Genomic DNA, 17398 nt, shown 5'->3' with positions numbered 1-17398 from the left:
CTTGAATGGCAGGGGTTTCATGGCACAAACCGACCGCCCGGTATCTTCCGCTTTGACATGCCGACCGCTAGAGTGGCGCCACCGCGCAGGAGGATCGTATGGCTACCACGGGCTTGGGCTTCATTGGCCGCACGACCCTCATCATCACCGTGCTGCTCGCCCTGGGTGGTTGTGCCACGTTGCGCCAGTTCGGGCCGTCGGTACAGGTCGCCTCGGTCACGCCCGGCCAGTACATCGCGCTCAAGCGCGGTGACATCCTCACCACCGGGAAGCTCAGCTCGGCGACGACGGAAACGCTGCGCGTGGCCGGGCTCGATGAAGGCGTCTGTGCCAAGCCGGGCCTGCCCTGCATCGAGGCGATGGAAGCCAGCATCGTGGTGCGCGAGGAAGACAAGCGGTCGAGCCTGGCCGAGTTGTGGCTGCAGTATGCGATGACCCTGCCGGCGCCCAAGCGCGAGTACTCCACGTCAGGCCGCGCCAAGAGCGCGATCACCGCACTGGACGCCGACTTCCAGCCGCGCCTGGACGCGTGGATGCAGGTCGCGCGGCAGGCTTACGCCTATCTGTTCTTCACCGAGCGAACGGCCAACCAGCGGGGTTTCGAGGACCGCCAGACCCAGGTGCGCGACTACTACAACCTGGCCGTGCAGGAAGCCTCGGTGCAGTTGTACAACGCCTATGCCACCGGGCGCGTGCATGCTGAAGCCAGCCATTTCCAGCTCGGCCGCTGGACCTTCGTGCTGGCGCCTTCAGGTGAGGCATCGCCGCTGGACAAGCGTACGCCCACCGAGCTGGTACCGGCGGCCTCGCTGTCGTTCACCGGCACCCTGCGCAGCGTGCATCGCCGCGATGGCTTCGGTGCCGAACTGGTGGCCGTGATGGACGATCCAACCGCCACCCCGGCCACCGCGACGCCGGCCACAACACCCGCCACGAAGACCACGCCGGTCCCGCAGAGCTGGAGCGAAATGCCTTCGCCGTCGATGACCGTGCTGCTGCGCTTCTCCGGAAAGAACCTGTGGGAAGTGCTGCACGACGACGAGCCGGAACTGGAAATACACGATCCCTACCAGGTCACGGAAGTGACCCTGCACGGACAGGAAGTGCCGCTGGCCGCGAACTTCACCGCTGGCTATGCGCTGTGGCTGGCCCGCTCCAACTTCAGTCACCAGTCGCTGCGATCGCTGTTCGGCGGCAAGGGCGGCATCGAAACGCCGCATCTGTACATGATGCAGCCCTACGACCCGAACCGCCGCGTACTGCTGATGATCCATGGCCTGGCCAGCAGCCCGGAAGCCTGGGTCAACGTCGCCAACGAGCTGATGCGTGACGACGAGATCCGCCGGGATTTCCAGATCTGGCAGTTCTACTACCCGACCAACATGCCCATCGCGATGAGCCACGATGCGATGCGTCATACGCTGGCCGAGGTGTTCAAGCACTTCGACCCCAGCGGCAAGGCGCAGGCCTCGCATGACATGGTGCTGGTGGGGCACAGCATGGGCGGCGTGATCGCACGACTGATGATCTCCTCTTCCGGCGATCACCTGGTGGACACCCTGCTGGCGACTGCGCAGATGACGCCGGCACAGCGCGAACTGCTGCGCACCAAAGGCGCACCGGTACTGACCTTCCTGCCGGAACCGGAAGTATCGCGCGTGGTGTTCATTGCCACCCCCCACCGCGGTACCGACGTGGCAGGCACCCGCCTGGGCCGATGGATCGGACGCCTGGTGCGGTTGCCCCTGACTGTATTGGAAGACGTCGCCACCATCGCCAACGACGGCCAGATCGATCGCAGTGACGGCAAGCACGGCTATCAGATGAACAGCATCCAGAACCTGGACAAGGACGATCCTTTCGTCCGCGCCGTGGCCGACCTGCCGATGTCGCCGAAGGTCCGCTACCACTCGATCATCGCGCGCGCCAAGGCCGACGGCCCGCTGGAGAAGAGTGACGACGGGCTGGTGCCCTACTGGAGTTCGCACCTGCCGCGGGCGGAGTCGGAGAAGGTGATCGTATCCGGGCACAGCGTGCAGGAAGCCACGCCGGCCATCGTCGAGCTGCGCCGGATCCTGCATGAGGACATGCAGCAACACGGGCACCAGACCCAATAGCCGTGGGCAGCTGAGGGAAATCCCTCATCGCGCCTGCGCACCCGCCCTCCTATGCTGGCCCGACATTCCCCGCAGGAGGTCCGCATGAACGCGCAAGAGCCCAGCCGCCAGCCCAGTCCCGATCCAGCCGAGCGCGACGCCTTCTTCCCGTCACCGTACTCGCTGTCACAGTTCACCTCGGCCAAGAGCAACCTTGCCGGTGCGGACTACCCGGACGCACGTCGTGATGGCCGCTGGAAGGTGCTGATGATCGCCGCCGACGAGCGTTACCTGCCCACCGCCAACGGCCACCTGTTCTCCACCGGCAATCATCCAGTGGAAACCCTGCTGCCGATGTATCACCTGGACAAGGCCGGCTTCGATATCGATGTGACCACGCTGTCCGGCAACGCCGCCAAGTTCGAGTGGTGGGCGTTCCCGCGCGAGGACACGGAGATAGGCGGCCTGTACGACCGCTACGAAGCCCGCTTCCGCCGGCCACTGCCGTTGGATGAGGTGGTGGCAGGCCTCGATGCCGCGTCGAACTATGCAGCCGTGTTCATTCCCGGCGGCCATGGTGCCCTTATCGGACTGCCGCAGAGTCGCGCGGTAAAGGCGGTCCTGCACTGGGCGATGGCCCATGAGCGCCACATCGTCACCCTCTGCCACGGCCCGGCCGCGTTGCTGGCCGCAGGCGTCGACGAGACCGATGGTGGTTCGCTGTTCCGCGGCTACCGCATCTGCGCCTTCCCCGATGCGATGGACCGGCAGACGCCGGAGATCGGCTACATGCCCGGGCAGCTGCCGTGGTTCTTCGGTGAGCGCCTGGCACAGCAGGGCGTGCAGATCGTCAACGACGGCATCGATGGCAGCGTGCTGCAGGACCGCCTGCTGCTGACCGGCGACAGCCCGCTGGCCGGCAATGCGCTGGGCAAGCTGGCCGCACGCACGCTGCTCGACGCCCTCGCCGGGCGCTGACCCGGATGAGCGAATTGGTGCAGGCGTTGCTGGAGCTGGAACGCGCCCGCTCACTGAGTGCGGTCGGCGCGGTACTGCGCAGCATCTCTGCACCGCTCGGCTACGACCGCGTGCTGGTGTTCGCCACCGGCACGGGGTTGGAGCGCGGTACCCCGCGCGTGTACTGGATCGAGGGCGACTGGTTCGGTGACGGCAGCAGTACCGACCTCGCGCGCTACCTGCACGCCTGTCCGGTCAATCGCCACGTGCTGGACAGCGACGCGCCATTCTTCTGGAGCAAGCGCCAGGGCGTGCGCGGCGAACGCTATCAGGTGGTGAAGCAGCCACGTGGTGAAGGCCTGCACGGTCTGCAGGTGCCGGTGTTCGGTACCACCGGCCTGGAGGGCGCGATCAGTTTTGCCGGGACAGCGATCAATGCCTCGGCCAGCGCGCGACTGCTGCTGGATGCTGCTGCAACTGCAGCATTCCGTGCCGCACGCCGGCTTGCCGAATCGCCTGCCGAGCGTTCGGGAAGCGCACTCAGCAACCGCGAGCGCGAAGTGCTGCGCTGGGTCGCCGCCGGGCGCCGGCAAGCTGAGATCGCGGCCACCCTTGGGCTTTCCACGCGTACGGTGGAGAACCACCTGCGCCACGCGCGCCAACGGCTGGGTGTGGCGACCACCGCGCAGGCAGTGCGTGCTGCCAGCCGTCGCGGCGAGATCGAAGACTGATCACGGCGAGGCACTTCCGGCCGTCTGGGTCGCGTGTTACACACGCCATGCGCATGTGCGCGATTGCAGAAAGCAAGGATGATGCTGATGAAACTGCAACTGGCCTCGATGGCTGCATTGATGTTTGCATTGGGTAGCGTGGTACCGGCAACCAGCCACGCGGCCGGATCCCCCGGATCGACGACCGATTGCGTGCCCGTAAGACTTGGGCCCAACCTCGTGCATCAGCGCTGCACCGTAACCCGTACTCTGGCAGATGGCACCGTTTTCACGTCGGTGTACTGGATAGACGAGAACGGTCAGTGGTACCTCCCGGCAGACTGATCTGCATTGGACACCGACTACGACTACAAGGAGTGTGATCAATGACGCTGCACAATCGAATCACCGCTTTTTCCTTCGCTGCAGCGGTGACACTTGCCGCGCTGCTGCCTTCAGCACCGGCAAATGCCGCCGAAGAGGTCGGCCTGCAGGAAGAGTGCGTGCCCTTCCGTGCCGGCTTTGGCATCCATCAGCGCTGCACGCTGTACGTGGTCTATGACGACGGCACCCGCGTAGCCAGCGACCACTACAACCGCGACGAGAGCGGGATGAGGTACGACCCCTGATCGCGCCCGCGCGATCCGCCGGGCGGCGCCTTCACCGCCCGTCCGGCATCTCCCAGCCGCCCATCCCGGCATACCCCTGTCCTCGCCTTCCATGGCATGCTTCGTGAAACCGTTTTCATGGAATGGAGGGATTCCACGATGTTGTCGCGTTTCCGTCGCCCTGCGCTGTGTGCGCTGTTGGCGCTTGCCCTGCCTGCCGTCGCCTGGGCCGCTACACCGGCGCCACTGAAAGTAATGTCGTTCAACGTCCGCACCCCGGCTGATACCGAACCGGGCAAGCGCTGGCCCGATCGTCGAGACGCGATGGTCAAGGTCATCCTCGATGCGCACCCGGCGGTGATCGGCACGCAGGAACTGGTGAAGGAACAGGCTGACTACCTGTCCGGACACTTGCCCGGCTACCGCTGGTTCGGCGAGGGCCGCCGCGGTGGCAGCGGCGATGAGCACATGGGCGTGTTCTACGACAGCAAGGTGCTGGCCATCGAGGAATCCGGCAACTTCTGGCTTTCGGATACGCCGGACGTGCCCGGCAGCATCACCTGGGGCAACCTGTACCCACGCATGGTCACCTGGGCCCTGTTCCGGCGCCTGGACGACGGCCGCCGCTTCTACTTCATGAATACCCACCTGCCCTACCGTGACGAGGACGAGCCGCGCCGGGTGAAGGGTGCCGGACTGATCGGAAAGCGACTGGCGACGCTGCCGGTTGACCTGCCGGTGGTGTTGACCGGCGACTTCAACAGCGAACCCGGAGGAGACACCTACAAGGCGTTCACCCGCGTGCTGCAGGACACGCGCCCCCAGGTAAAGGCGCCACAGGGCCCGCGCCTCACCTTCCATGACTTCACCGGCAAGGCCACCGTGCAGCTGGACTGGGTGCTGGTGCGCGGCTTCCATGCCCGCAGCTTCGTCACCGATGACCGCCGCATCGACGGTGTGCTGCCGTCGGATCATTTCCCGCTGGTGGTCGAGCTCGACTGGCCCACGCCGTGATCCTGCGCGGCAGCCGCTACGGTGGCGGCTGCCGTGACAACAACCGGTACAGTGCCTGGTGCTGATTGCGTGCCTGGCAGATGCGGGCACCTACGGCAAGGAACACGGCGATGCCAATCAGGCCCAGCCCCAGCAACGGATCCGGCAGGCGCACGAAGCCGATCGCCGCAGCCATCGTCGCCAGTACCAGCAGCACCACAACGGCCACCGACAGCCCGGCATCGGGTGGCCCCGGATCACCGAACAACATGCGCTGGGTATCCCGTTTGTCATCGGTCATCGTCTGTCCTCCCAATAGCCTGTCCCACTAGTTACACGGCGGATACGGCTTCCGGCAGAGTCAGAAACGTCATGACTGTGACCACGTGCACGGCTCGTGCCGCACCCGCCCATCTTTGGCCATGAAAGAAGAAAGGGACGGAAGCCATCGCTTCCGTCCCCTTCGGGTTACTGCACCTGCGCCACGCTCGGTGGCTGAGGCGACTGTCCCCAGCCGCCCAGCGCCTTGTACACACCGACCACGCTGACGTTGACTTCGGATTCGGCTGCGGCCAACGCGTCATCCGCAGCCAGTTGCGTGCGCTGTGCATCCAGCAGCGTGAGGAAATCTTCCGAGCCTTCGCGGTAGCGGATCTGTGCCAGCGATTCGGCACGACGTGCCGCCTGCGCCTGCTCGACCACGATCGCCAATCGCGCCTGCTGCTTGGAATAGCGGGTCAGCGCGTTCTCGGTATCTTCCAGGGCCAGCAGCACGGCCTGCTCATACTGCGCTGCCACGCCTTCGGCCTCCGCCTTGCTGGCGCGCAAACGTGCACGCACGGTACCGAAGTCAAATGCCGCCCAGCTCAGCGACGGGGTCAGCGACCAGGCCTTGTTGTTGCCATTGACCAGGCCACTGGCATCGCCGCCGAGGAAGCCGACGAAGCCGGACAGCGACAACCGCGGGAACAGATCCGCCGTAGCCACGCCCACGCGGGCGGTCGCGGCCGCCAGGCGACGCTCCGCCACGCGCACGTCGGCGCGTTGGCGCAGCAGCTCGCGGGTATCGCCCAGCGGCAGTGCCTTGGCGAATGCCGGCACTTCGTGCGGCGCAAGCATGGCGGTCAGCGTCTCCGGCCGCTGGCCCAGCAGAACCGCCAGACGATTGCGCGACTGCGTTTCGGCCACTTCCAGCAGCGGGATATCGGCCTCGATCGCCTTCAGCCGCGCACGACTGCTCTGCACGTCCAGCTCACTGCCGGCGCCCAGCTCCCAGCGCGCCTCGGTCAGCTTCTGCGTCTCGCGCAGGTTGACCAGGGTGTGCTGGGCCACGGCGATGCGCTTCTGCGTGCCGCGCAGCTCGAAGTAGTTGCGCGCCACTTCGGCAGCGATCAGTACCTGCGCGTCGGCCAGGTTGGCCTGCTCGGCGTCGAGGTCGGCGCGCGCGGCTTCTGCAGCACGGCGCTTGCGGCCGAACAGATCCAGCTCCCAGCCGGCATCGAAGCCGAGCTGGTAGCTTTCACTGAACACCCGCTGCCCACCCAGCTGCGGATCGGGTTGCTTGCGGCGGTCGTAGCTGCCGCCTGCGGTGATGTGCGGCGCCTGGTCGAAGCGGCTTTCGACGAACACCGCGCGGGCCTGGCTGACGCGGGCCACGGCCACGCGCAGGTCCAGATTGTCCGACAGTGCGCCGTGAACCAGTTCTTCCAGCACCGGATCATCGAACTGCGCCCACCAGCTGGCCACCGGCGAAGTAGTGCTGAAGACCGGCTGCTGCGCGCTCTGGAGGACCACCGGTTCCTGCACCGGGGCCTTGTAGTTCGGGCCGACGCTGACACAGCCCGCCAGCACCAGGCTGGAGACGGCCATCGCCAACGTGCGGATCACCATGGCAGCACCTCGCCCAGGTAGGTGAAGCTGCCGCTGGCACCGGATTCGCCGATCAGCGCCATCTGCACGCTGGAGCGCGCGCCTTCGGCGATTTCGATTTCGCCGTTGCCGCCGTTCATGTCGGTCTTCACGTAACCCGGATGCACGGTATTGACCTTGATCGGGGTGTTGCGCAGCTCGTAGGCCAGGCTCAGGGTCCAGCTGTTCACCGCGGCCTTGGAGGCGTTGTAGGCGGGAATCTTGAAGTCGTAGATGCCCGATGCGGGATCCGCGTGCAGGGTCTGTGAGCCGAGCATGCTGGACACATTGACGATGCGGCCGGACTTGGCCTGCTTGACCAGCGGCAGGAAAGCCTGGGTGACCGCCACCAGCGCGTACACGTTGGTATCGAAGGTGCGCTTCCAGGTGTCGAGCGACTGTTCCGACGGCGCCTGCGCCGGGTTCTCGATCATGATGCCGGCGTTGTTGACCAGGATATCCAGTCGTCCGTGGCGCTGGCGTACCTGCTCGACCGCTTCGGCGATGCTGGCCGCGTCGGTCACGTCCAGTTGCAGGGCTTCGACCGGCAGGCCTTCAGCCTGCAGCTTCAGTGCCAGCTCCACCGCCGTATCGCGCTTGCGACCGGCCAGCAGCGTGTGCACACCCGCCTGGGCGAGCTGGCGCACGGTTTCCAGGCCGATGCCACGGGTGGCGCCGGTGACCAGCGCGATCTTGTTCTGATGGGTGTTCATGGATTCATTGCCTCGGTAGGGGGAAGCGGGCGCCGGTGATTGCCGGCGCCGCTGTTTTCCATGTCAGTGATGGATGGTCGGCTCGCCGTGCTGCACCAGCTGGCCACCACCGTTGCGGGTGACGAACTTGCGCAGGGCCACGTAGAACACCGGGGTGAGGAACAGGCCGAACAGGGTTACGCCCAGCATGCCGGCGAACACAGTGATACCGGTCACCGAGCGCACCTCGGCACCCGCACCGTGCGACAGCACCAGCGGTACGGTGCCGGCGATGAACGCGATGGAGGTCATCACGATCGGGCGCAGACGCAGGCGGCAGGCTTCCAGCGCGGCCTCAACGATTCCCTTGCCGCCCATCTCCAGCTCTCTGGCGAATTCGACGATCAGGATCGCGTTCTTGCACGCCAGGCCCATCAGCACCACCAGGCCGACCTGCACGAACACGTTGTTGTCACCACCGGTCAACCACACGCCGAACAACGCGGACAGCAGGGTCATCGGCACGATCAGGATCACCGCCAGCGGCAGCGACCAGCTCTCGTACAGCGCGGCCAGCACCAGGAAGGCCAGCATGATCGCCACCGGGAACACGATGAAGGCTGCCTTGCCTTGGGTCGCCTGCTGGTAGCTCAGGTCGGTCCATTCGGTGGTCATGCCCACCGGCAACACCTTGCCGGCGATCTCGGTCAGCTTGTTCATCGCCTCGGCCGAGGACAGCAGGCGCGGGTCGGCTTCACCGGCCAGGTCTGCTGCCGGATAGCCATTGAAACGCAGCACCGGGTCCGGGCCGAAGGTCTGCTTGATGGTGACCATCGAACCGATCGGCACCATCTCGCCACGGTCGTTGCGGGTACGCAGCTTGCCGATGTCCTCGACCGTCTCGCGGTACGGACCGTCTGCCTGGGCGATCACCTGCCAGGTACGGCCGAACTGGTTGAAGTCGTTGACGTAGGCCGAACCCAGGTAGGTCTGCAGCGTGTCGAACAGTTCGGTGAGCTGCACGCCCTGTGCCTTGGCCTTGACGCGGTCCACCTCGGCATCCAGCTGCGGCACGTTGGCCTGGTAGCTGGAAATCGGGAAGGCCATGCCCGGCGTCTGCGCCACGGTACCCTGCATGGCCTGCACGGCATTCTGCAGTGCGCCGTAGCCCAGGTTGCCGCGGTCCTCGATGAACATCTGGTAGCCGTTGCCGTTACCCAGGCCGAGGATCGGCGGCGGCATCATCGCGAAGGCGAAGCCTTCCTGCAGCCCGGCGATCTTCTGGTTGATCTCGGCATTGATCTGCGCGGCGGTACGGCCATGGCGCTCGGCGAACGGCTTGAGCGGAATGAACGCCACACCGGTATTCGGCGTGTTGGTGAACTGCAGCGCGTTCAGGCCCGGGAACGAGATGGTGTGGGCCACGCCATCGGTTTCCTGGGCGATCTTGGCAACCTTGCGCAGCATTTCATCGGTACGCGCGATCGACGAACCTTCCGGCAGCTTGACGCCGGCGATCAGGTACAGCTTGTCCTGGGTCGGGATGAAGCCCGGCGGCACCAGCTTGAAGATCACGCCGGTACCGACCAGCAGGATCGCGTAGACCACGAACACCGCACCACGACGGCCGAGGATGCGGGCCACGCCACGTTCGTACTTCTCCGAGCTGGACTTGAAGAAGCGGTTGAACGGATGGAACACCCAGCCGAACAGGCGGTCGATCAGGCGGCTCGGGCCGTCCTTCGGTGCGCCGTGGGCCTTCAGCAGGCGCGCGGCCAAGGCCGGCGACAGGGTCAGCGAGTTGATCGCCGAGATCACCGTGGAGATGGCGATGGTGACCGCGAACTGCTTGTAGAACTGTCCAGTAACACCCGACAGGAACGCCATCGGCACGAACACGGCGCACAGCACCAGCGCGATCGCCACGATCGGGCCGGAGACCTCGCGCATGGCCTGGTGGGCCGCCGCGGTGGGCGACAGTCCTTCCTCGATGTTGCGCTCGACGTTCTCCACCACCACGATCGCGTCGTCGACCACGATGCCGATCGCCAGCACCAGGCCGAACAGGCTCAGCGTGTTGATCGAGAAGCCCAGCAGATACAGCGCGGCAAAGGTACCGACCACCGACACCGGCACCGCGATCAACGGAATGATCGAGGCACGCCAGGTCTGCAGGAACAGGATCACCACCAGCACCACCAGGGCGATGGCTTCCAGCAGCGTGGAGACCACGGCCTTGATCGAGTCACGCACGAAGATGGTGGTGTCATACACGGCTTCGTACTTCACGTCGGCCGGCATGGTCTTCTGCATCTCGTCCATCGTCGAGATGACCTGGTCGCGGATCTCCAGCGCGTTGGCGCCGGGCGACTGGAAGATACCGATACCGACCGCGTTCTTGCCGTCCAGCTGCGAGCGCAGGGTGTAGTCACCGGCGCCCAGTTCCAGGCGGGCCACATCGGCCAGGCGTACGATCTCGCCGTCCACACCGCTCTTGAGCACGATGTCGCCGAATTCCTTTTCGGTCTTCAGCCGGCCCTGGGCATTGATCAGGGTCAGGAACTGGCTGTTCGGCAGCGGTTCCGCACCGAGCTGGCCGGCCGAAACCTGCACGTTCTGCTCGCGCATGGCGCGCACCACGTCGCTGGCGGTCAGGCCGCGCGACGCCACCTTGTCCGGGTCCAGCCAGGCGCGCATGGCGTAGTCGCCACCACCGAAGATCTGCGCATCACCGACGCCCGGAATGCGCGCCAGCGCATCCTTGACGTGCAGGCGGGCGTAGTTGCGCAGGTACAGGGTGTCGTACTTGCCTTGCGGGGAGGTCAGGTGCACCACCATCAGGAAGGTCGGCGACTGCTTCTGCGTGGTCACGCCCTGCCGGCGCACGTCCTCGGGCAGGCGCGCCTGCGCCTGCGCCACGCGGTTCTGCACCTTCACCGCCGCTGCGTCCGGGTCGGTGCCCGGGCGGAAGGTGACGGTCATCTGCAGCACGCCGTCCGAGCCGGCCACCGACTTCAGGTACATCATGCCCTCGACGCCGTTGATCGCTTCTTCAAGCGGCGTGGCGACGGTCTCGGCAATGACCTTGGGGTTGGCGCCCGGATACACCGTGCGCACGACCACCGACGGCGGCACCACTTCCGGGTACTCGCTGATCGGCAGGATTGGAATCGTGATCAGGCCTGCGGCGAAGATCACGATCGACAGCACCGCCGCGAAGATCGGCCTGTCGATGAAGAAACGGGAAAAGTCCATGGAGGAATTCCTGGGAAAGGCATTCGGCGGGCAACAGCCGCCCTGCCCCTCGTCACGTTGACGAAGGCAGGAACGGCTGCCGCTGGCGCCGGCAGCTAAGCGGGGACGCGGATCAGTGCTTCAGGGCGGCGGTGGCATCGCGGCCCGGTGCCGGCGCCGGCTGTGGCTGCATCGCCACCGCCTTGGCCTGCACCGGCATGCCCGGCATGAAGACCTTCTGCACGCCGTCGATGATCACCTTGTCGCCCGCGGCCAGGCCGTGTTCGACAATGCGCAGGCCATCAGCGGTGCGACCGAGCTGGATGTCGCGGCGCTGGGCCTTGCCATCCTTGTCGACCACGTACACATACTTGCGGTCCTGGTCGGTCAGCACGGCCTTGTCGTCGATGAGCAGCGCCTGGAACTGGCCGCTGCCGAGCAGCTGCACGCGGGCGAACAGGCCCGGGGTGAACTGGCGGTCGGCGTTGTCCAGCAGTGCGCGGACACGGATGGTGCCGGTGCTGCGGGCGACCTGGTTGTCGAGGAAGTCGACCTTGCCCGCGTGCGGGTAACCCTCCTCACCGGACAGACCGACCTTTACCGGCAGTTCGCTGTCACGCTCGCTCGGGCGCTCGCCCTTGCGTGCCATCTGCGCGTAGCGCAGGAAGGTGCTTTCGTCGGCATCGAAGTAGACGAACACGGTATCCAGCGAGACCAGTGTGGTCAGCACGCTGGCACTGTCGCCGGCGGTGACCAGGTTGCCGGCGGTGACCATCGCGCGGCCGGCACGGCCGTCGATCGGTGCACGCACCTTGGTGAACTCCAGGTTGAGGCGGGCCGCATCCAGGGCCGCCTGCGCGGCCTGCACGGCGGCGCCGGACTGATCGGCGGCGGCACGACGCTGCTCGGCCGTCTCGGTGGAAATGGCCTGCTGCTCAGACAGACGCTTGGCACGCTCGGATTCGCTACGGGCCAGCGTGGCCTGGGTGCGGGCACGGGCGAGTTCGGCGGCAGCGCGATCATACTCGGCCTGGTAGCTGCGCGCGTCGATGGTGAAGAGCACTTCGCCCTTCTTCACTTCCTGGCCTTCGACGTAGTTGACCTTGTCGATGTAGCCGGACACGCGCGGACGCAGTTCAACGCTCTGTACCGCTTCGACGCGGCCGCTGAACTCGTCCCACTGGCTGACCTGCTTGACCAGCACCGGCGCGGCGCTGACCTGCGGCGGCGGCGGTGCACCGGCTTCTTCGGCATGGCCGCCGCTGCAGGCCGCTAGCACGGCCGCGGCGAGGATCGACACGCCGGCCATCGCGATGCGATGGCCGAAACGATGTGGGGTGGTATTGGGGGAAGTCATGGCATGCATCCGTACGGAGGGGTGGTACAGCTCTAAGAGAACGTGTTGCAAAAATCGGCGGCGCATACTGCGACCTCAACCATGGTCGAGGTCAAGCGACGCCTGCGGTATCGCGCCACAATGGGGGAACTTCAAGATGCAACAGGCCGCGCGGCAGTTCGGCATCGCTGCTGTCACAGCGGACGATGGCGCGGTTGTCGCGGCAACCATCCAGCAGCGAGACCACGCGGCGGCCGACCAGCAGCGAGCTGGGCCACTCGATGCAGGCATTGGCCGCGTTGGCCGGGGTACAGACGGGGCTGCAGACTTCCAGCATCTGCGCACGCACGCCCAACGCCTGCGCTTCCTGGTGCACCACCTGCGCGTACATGCGCAGCGCGGCGGTAGTGATCGAGGTCTCGCCGTAACCCGCCCATGGCTTGGCGTTGGCCGGGCTGCCGATCATCACGTAGCGGCGCGCATGCACGTTGTCCTGCAGCAGCGGCAGCAGATGACGCACTGCGTGCACGTGCGGCATCAGATCGGCCTGCATCGCGCCCAGCAGTTCATCGCCGTTGCGGTCGGTCACCCGGCCGCGGCGGTAAGGGCCGCCCATTGCGGCGATCACCGCTGCCAGCGGGCGCGGGCGATGCGCAATGCGTTCGGCCAATGCACGGGCCGAGCCGTCATCGCTGAGCGAACCCAGCAGCGTCTCCAGGCCCGGCTCGTCAGCGAACTGCTCATGCAGCGCCGCCAGCCGGCCTGGATCACGACCGACCACCAGCACCGGGCTTCCGGCTTCCAGCAATGCACCCACCACGCCCTGGCCGACGGCACCGGTGCCGCCGAGGACCAGGACTTCGGGCGTCAGTATCCCATTCACGGGACATTTCCTCCCAAATCCGGGATAGTCCCGATTCGCCGCAGCCGGTCACCCTTGTGCGGGACCAGGCGGATGGCACCGCCACGCTGCTGACGCATGGGCGCGGTAAACTCACGGAAGTCCTTGTGTACCAAGGAACTCGGACGGGCTTCGACGGTCATCGCCAGGTCCAGGGTGTTCTGGCCGGCGTTCCGGAGTCGGGCAAGAATGTTGCGCAGGCTCATGGCGGACGGGCTCCAATTAACGAATGGCGCCACGATAGACCTCAAACCTTTACTTGATTAGTCCTGATTAAGGGGAATAATCATCCCGCTCCCGGTCCAATCGTTCTGTCACGATTGTCCCATCCCCGACGTCCAGGATCCCCGACCATGTCCCACGATCTCAACGAGACGCTGATCTTCGTCAAAGTGGTCGAGCAAGGCAGCTTCATTGCCGCTGCCAAATCGCTCGGCCTGCCCAAGACCACGGTCAGCCGCAAAGTGCAGGAACTGGAAACGCGCCTGGGTGCGCGCCTGCTGCACCGGACCACGCGCCGCCTCGGCCTCACCGAAGCCGGTTCGATCTACCACGAGCATTGCCAGCGCATTGCGCGCGAGCTGGAAGAAGCCGAGAGCGCAGTGAGCCAGCTGCAGTCCGGCCCGCGTGGCTGGCTGCGTTTCACCGTGCCCTATTCAATCGGCATCACCTGGATCGCCCCGCTGCTGGGCCAGTTCCATGCGCAGTATCCAGAGATCCGCCTGGACATGCATATGGGCAACGAGAAGCTGGACCTGATTGCAGGTGAAGCGGATCTTGCGCTGCGCGTCGGTGCCCTGCCCGATTCCAACCTGGTGGCGCGCAAGCTGGGCAGCCTGCGTACGCAGGTGTTCGCCAGCCCGGCCTACATCGAGCGCTATGGCGAACCGCTACATCCGGAAGAACTGCAGTTCCATCGCATCCTGGCGATGCGCAAGCCGTACCACACCGGCAACTCGCCGCGCTTCACCTGGCAGCTGGGCGAGAACGGCGGCGAGCTGCGCGACTTCCCGGTCACCCCGCTGATGACCGCCAACGACATGTCTGCGTTGAACGGTGCGCTGGTGTGTGGCGAAGGCCTGCTGCTGACCGGCGATGTGATGGCCAAGCCGTTTGTTGAATCGGGCATGGTGCGCCGCGTGCTGGCCGGCTGGACCGGCCCGGAAGTGGACTTCAACGCTGTGTTTGCTGGCGGCCGCCTGGTTTCGCCGAAGGTACGTGCGTTCGTCGACTTCCTGGTCGAGAAGCTCAACTTCGATGCCAACTACATGCTGGCGCAATGCCCAGGCGCAAAGCTGGCGCAGCAGCAGAAGGAAAAGGAAGACGCCGCGCTGGAAAGCAGCGGCAAGCGGATCCTGGAGAAGGTGGCCGCTTCGGCGGCGTAACCGGACGCATCCACGCACGGCATGGATCTGGCCAGCGCGCGGCGCGGCGTTCTGTAGAGTCGAGCCATGCTCGACTGCTGTTGGGACCGCGCCGACCAAGGTCGGCATCTACCAGAAGAGGAGTCGAGCACGGCTCGACTCTACATGCGCTATCGGCGTGCCGAGCAAGCTCGGCACCTACAGAAAATGCCGCCTGCAAGGGCGGCATTTTCGTTCCGGCTACGCCGGAACAGCAGTAACGCTACGCGTTACTGCTTGAGCGGAATCACGCGGATCTCGACGCGGCGGTTCTTCGCGCGGCCCGCATCGGTGCTGTTGTCGGCAATCGGGTACGCCTTGCCGGCACCCAGAGTTTCAATGCGTACGCTCTGCACGCCCTGGCCGATCAGGTACTGCGCGACCGAGTCGGCACGTTCCTTCGACAGGCGGTTGTTGACCGCGTCGCTGCCGATGCTGTCGGTGTGGCCGACCACTTCGATCATGGTCTGGTTGTAGTCGCGCAGGGTGCCTGCCACGCCGTTGAGCGAACCGTAGAACTGCGGCTTCAGGGTCGACTTGCCGAAGTCGAAGGTGATGCCGTCCGGCAGGTTCAGCATGATGTTGTCGCCCTGGCGCTGCACATCGATGCCGGTGTTGGCAGTGCGCTCGCGCAGCGCGCGTTCCTGGCGATCCTGGTACTGGCCGACGGCGGCGCCGCTGAGCGCACCGATACCGGCACCGATCAGTGCGTGCTGACGACGCTCGGTGGCGCTGTCGCCGGTCAGCAGGCCAGCGGCCACACCAATCGCGGTGCCGATCAGCGCATTACGGCCGGTGCGGTTCTGCTGCTCGGTCGGGTTGCCGTACTGGTCACTCTGCACATAGGAGCCGCCAGTGGCGCAGGCCGACAGGACGGCCGCACTCATCAGAGCCAGTGCGACGTTGCGGGTGGTGTTGCGGATCATGGGGTTCTCCTTGGTTTCCGGTCGGGCCGGCGGCTTGCGGGCGCAGAGAGAATAAACAGCCCGATGCGATGCCGGAATGATGATGCGGCGTGGCGACAGGGCCGTGTTCATCTAACTGACTGGATCACTCAGCCGCCACTTTACCCTGCTCCCGACTGGCGGTAAGCCGCCAGCGCTGCGTCGCGGCCAACCGCCAGATCCACCAGCGGGGTACGCGGATAGCCCGGGGCATGCGCCGCCAGCAGTAGCGGATGCTGCCACGGCGCGAAGCGCGCCTTCACCGGCAGTGCCGCCAGTTCGGGCACCCAGCGGCTGATGTAGCGGGCCTGTGGGTCGAACTTCTCGGCCTGGGTGACCGGGTTGAACACGCGGAAGTACGGCGCGGCATCGGCACCGGTTCCGGCCACCCATTGCCAGCCCATCGTGTTGTTGGCCAGGTCGGCATCGACCAGAGTGTCCCAGAACCAGCGTGCACCATGCAGCCAGTGCGCACGCAGGTGCTTGCACAGGTAGCTGGCCACAATCATCCGCACCCGGTTATGCATGTAGCCGGTGTGCCACAGCTCGCGCAGGCCGGCATCGACGATAGGCACGCCGGTATTGCCGCGCTGCCAGTCGTGCAGTTGCGCTGCAGTGGGCGTGGCCCAAGGGAAACGGTCAAAGCGCGGGTTGAGGTTGTCGGTGGGCGTCTTCGGGAAGTGATGCAGCAGGTGGTAGGCGAAATCACGCCAGCCGAGCTGGCGCAGGTAGCCGTCGATGTCGGCGTCGGTGCCCGCACCGCGCAGGCCTTCCAGCGCATGGGCAATGCGCCACGGTGCGATTTCGCCGAAATGCAGGTGCGGCGAAAGCCGCGAGGTGCCCACGCGATCCGGCAGGTCGCGCTGCTCGCGGTAACCGCGCAACGCACCGTCCTCGAACACGGACAACGCCTCCAGCGCGCCGGCCTCGCCAGGCTGCCAGTGCTCCCAGAAGCCGGTATCCCAGTCCAGCGTCGGTGCCAGCTGGAGATCATCCAGTGCGAGGCTGTCGACCGCGTGCGCCGCCAGCGCCTTCGGTGCGGCCTGCAGCGCCGGCAGGCGCCAATGACTGAGTACGTTGCGCCAGTAGGGAGTGAACACCTTGTAAGGCTGGCCCTGCTGGGTCGCGATGTCCCAGGGCTCGAACAGCAGACTGCCATTACAGCTCTGCGCGTCGATGCCCTGCTCGCGCAGCGTGCGCTTGATGGTGGCGTCGCGTGGCTGGGTGGCCGGTTCGTACTTGCGGTTCCAGTACACCGCCTCGGCGCCGGTCTGTTCGATCAGCAACTGCAGAGCCGTTAGGCTGTCACCGCTGCGCAGCACCAGCGACGAACCGCGCGCGCGCAGGTCGGCGTCGAGCGCGGCCAGTGAGCGATGGCGCCACGCGTCCGATGCTGCGCCCGGCAACCACTCACCCTCCTCCTGCGGCGCATGGATGTAGACCGGTACCACTTCATGGCCGGCATCGAGCGCGGCCTGCAGGGCCGGATTGTCCTGCAGCCGTAGATCACGGCGAAACCACACCAACGCTACCGACACGTGCATCGCCTTCGTTCTGGATGCCGCACATGATAGCCAGCGGCGGTGAAGGCGTTGCGCGCGGCGGGGTCTGCTAGG

At 65.9% G+C, this 17398-nt stretch carries 16 protein-coding genes; 7 read left to right on the top strand and 9 right to left on the bottom strand.

All coding sequences use genetic code 11. From position 1 onward, the window contains the following. Positions 1-98: 98 nt before the first annotated feature. The 6 genes from R1H25_RS15610 (at position 99) to R1H25_RS15585 (ending at position 5385) form a co-directional block, all read left to right on the top strand. Entirely contained in the window at positions 99-2117 is a 2019-nt protein-coding gene (locus R1H25_RS15610; RefSeq protein WP_317224048.1) for an alpha/beta fold hydrolase, read from the top strand. 84 nt (positions 2118-2201) lie between these two features. Beyond that, positions 2202-3074 (top strand): glyoxalase III HchA, encoded by an 873-nt coding sequence (gene hchA, locus R1H25_RS15605; RefSeq protein WP_317224047.1) that lies wholly within the window; start codon positions 2202-2204, stop codon positions 3072-3074. 5 nt (positions 3075-3079) lie between these two features. Beyond that, positions 3080-3784 (top strand): PA1136 family autoinducer-binding transcriptional regulator, encoded by a 705-nt coding sequence (locus R1H25_RS15600; RefSeq protein ID WP_317224046.1) that lies wholly within the window; start codon positions 3080-3082, stop codon positions 3782-3784. Between the two features lie 87 nt (positions 3785-3871). Beyond that, complete coding sequence (locus R1H25_RS15595; RefSeq protein WP_080392814.1) at positions 3872-4108, top strand: hypothetical protein; 237 nt, start codon at positions 3872-3874, stop codon at positions 4106-4108. Between the two features lie 41 nt (positions 4109-4149). Beyond that, positions 4150-4392, top strand: a complete 243-nt coding sequence (locus R1H25_RS15590) for a hypothetical protein (RefSeq protein WP_317224045.1) — start codon at positions 4150-4152, stop codon at positions 4390-4392. 138 nt (positions 4393-4530) lie between these two features. Continuing rightward, positions 4531-5385 carry an endonuclease/exonuclease/phosphatase family protein gene (locus tag R1H25_RS15585; RefSeq protein ID WP_317224044.1) on the top strand — a complete coding sequence of 285 codons (855 nt, stop codon included), beginning with the start codon at positions 4531-4533 and terminating at the stop codon, positions 5383-5385. Between the two features lie 16 nt (positions 5386-5401). On the opposite strand, the gene R1H25_RS15580 is transcribed toward R1H25_RS15585, so the two are convergent. From R1H25_RS15580 to R1H25_RS15550, 7 genes are all read right to left on the bottom strand, one after another. Continuing rightward, on the bottom strand, positions 5402-5665 hold the full coding sequence (locus tag R1H25_RS15580; RefSeq protein ID WP_049446280.1) for a hypothetical protein: 264 nt from the start codon (positions 5663-5665) through the stop codon (positions 5402-5404). A 167-nt stretch (positions 5666-5832) separates the two neighbouring features. Further along, a complete protein-coding gene (locus R1H25_RS15575; RefSeq protein ID WP_057499356.1) occupies positions 5833-7254 on the bottom strand; it encodes an efflux transporter outer membrane subunit in 1422 nt (473 codons plus the stop codon). Next, on the bottom strand, positions 7248-7985 hold the full coding sequence (locus R1H25_RS15570) for an SDR family oxidoreductase (RefSeq protein WP_154348872.1): 738 nt from the start codon (positions 7983-7985) through the stop codon (positions 7248-7250). Before R1H25_RS15570 ends, R1H25_RS15575 begins: the two co-directional genes overlap by 7 nt. Positions 7986-8048: 63 nt before the next feature. Beyond that, complete coding sequence (locus R1H25_RS15565; protein WP_317224043.1) at positions 8049-11219, bottom strand: multidrug efflux RND transporter permease subunit; 3171 nt, start codon at positions 11217-11219, stop codon at positions 8049-8051. A 112-nt stretch (positions 11220-11331) separates the two neighbouring features. Then, positions 11332-12555, bottom strand: a complete 1224-nt coding sequence (locus tag R1H25_RS15560; RefSeq protein ID WP_317224042.1) for an efflux RND transporter periplasmic adaptor subunit — start codon at positions 12553-12555, stop codon at positions 11332-11334. 91 nt (positions 12556-12646) lie between these two features. Further along, positions 12647-13417 (bottom strand): SDR family NAD(P)-dependent oxidoreductase, encoded by a 771-nt coding sequence (locus R1H25_RS15555; RefSeq protein WP_057499354.1) that lies wholly within the window; start codon positions 13415-13417, stop codon positions 12647-12649. Continuing rightward, positions 13414-13641 (bottom strand): hypothetical protein, encoded by a 228-nt coding sequence (locus R1H25_RS15550; protein WP_049414419.1) that lies wholly within the window; start codon positions 13639-13641, stop codon positions 13414-13416. The genes R1H25_RS15555 and R1H25_RS15550 overlap by 4 nt, the downstream gene beginning before the upstream one ends. Positions 13642-13788: 147 nt before the next feature. Here R1H25_RS15550 and R1H25_RS15545 point away from each other — a divergent pair, with 147 nt between their 5' ends. Further along, positions 13789-14820, top strand: a complete 1032-nt coding sequence (locus tag R1H25_RS15545) for a LysR family transcriptional regulator (protein ID WP_005409107.1) — start codon at positions 13789-13791, stop codon at positions 14818-14820. Between the two features lie 248 nt (positions 14821-15068). Here R1H25_RS15545 and R1H25_RS15540 read toward each other — a convergent pair whose 3' ends face one another. Together R1H25_RS15540 and R1H25_RS15535 are read right to left on the bottom strand one after the other, a co-directional pair. Next, a complete protein-coding gene (locus tag R1H25_RS15540) occupies positions 15069-15764 on the bottom strand; it encodes an OmpA family protein (protein ID WP_053442840.1) in 696 nt (231 codons plus the stop codon). Between the two features lie 140 nt (positions 15765-15904). Beyond that, a complete protein-coding gene (locus tag R1H25_RS15535; RefSeq protein WP_317224041.1) occupies positions 15905-17320 on the bottom strand; it encodes a deoxyribodipyrimidine photo-lyase in 1416 nt (471 codons plus the stop codon). Positions 17321-17398: the final 78 nt, after the last annotated feature.

Origin of the sequence: Stenotrophomonas veracruzanensis, assembly GCF_032911525.1 — a bacterium.
Classification (GTDB): Bacteria; Pseudomonadota; Gammaproteobacteria; order Xanthomonadales; family Xanthomonadaceae; genus Stenotrophomonas; species Stenotrophomonas africana.
The sequence above is the reverse complement of the archived record's forward strand: the minus strand, read 5'-3'. Positions and strand labels throughout refer to the sequence as shown.

Bases quoted from the DNA above. Each gene is read 5' to 3' on its own strand.
- R1H25_RS15595 (WP_080392814.1), top strand. From the start codon at position 3,872: ATGAAACTGCAACTGGCCTCGATGGCTGCATTGATGTTTGCATTGGGT.
- R1H25_RS15545 (WP_005409107.1), top strand. From the start codon at position 13,789: ATGTCCCACGATCTCAACGAGACGCTGATCTTCGTCAAAGTGGTCGAG.
- R1H25_RS15580 (WP_049446280.1), bottom strand. From the start codon at position 5,665: ATGACCGATGACAAACGGGATACCCAGCGCATGTTGTTCGGTGATCCG.
- R1H25_RS15560 (WP_317224042.1), bottom strand. From the start codon at position 12,555: ATGACTTCCCCCAATACCACCCCACATCGTTTCGGCCATCGCATCGCG.
- R1H25_RS15565 (WP_317224043.1), bottom strand. From the start codon at position 11,219: ATGGACTTTTCCCGTTTCTTCATCGACAGGCCGATCTTCGCGGCGGTG.
- R1H25_RS15540 (WP_053442840.1), bottom strand. From the start codon at position 15,764: ATGATCCGCAACACCACCCGCAACGTCGCACTGGCTCTGATGAGTGCG.
- R1H25_RS15575 (WP_057499356.1), bottom strand. From the start codon at position 7,254: ATGGTGATCCGCACGTTGGCGATGGCCGTCTCCAGCCTGGTGCTGGCG.
- R1H25_RS15600 (WP_317224046.1), top strand. From the start codon at position 3,080: ATGAGCGAATTGGTGCAGGCGTTGCTGGAGCTGGAACGCGCCCGCTCA.
- hchA (WP_317224047.1), top strand. From the start codon at position 2,202: ATGAACGCGCAAGAGCCCAGCCGCCAGCCCAGTCCCGATCCAGCCGAG.
- R1H25_RS15590 (WP_317224045.1), top strand. From the start codon at position 4,150: ATGACGCTGCACAATCGAATCACCGCTTTTTCCTTCGCTGCAGCGGTG.
- R1H25_RS15610 (WP_317224048.1), top strand. From the start codon at position 99: ATGGCTACCACGGGCTTGGGCTTCATTGGCCGCACGACCCTCATCATC.
- R1H25_RS15585 (WP_317224044.1), top strand. From the start codon at position 4,531: ATGTTGTCGCGTTTCCGTCGCCCTGCGCTGTGTGCGCTGTTGGCGCTT.
- R1H25_RS15570 (WP_154348872.1), bottom strand. From the start codon at position 7,985: ATGAACACCCATCAGAACAAGATCGCGCTGGTCACCGGCGCCACCCGT.
- R1H25_RS15550 (WP_049414419.1), bottom strand. From the start codon at position 13,641: ATGAGCCTGCGCAACATTCTTGCCCGACTCCGGAACGCCGGCCAGAAC.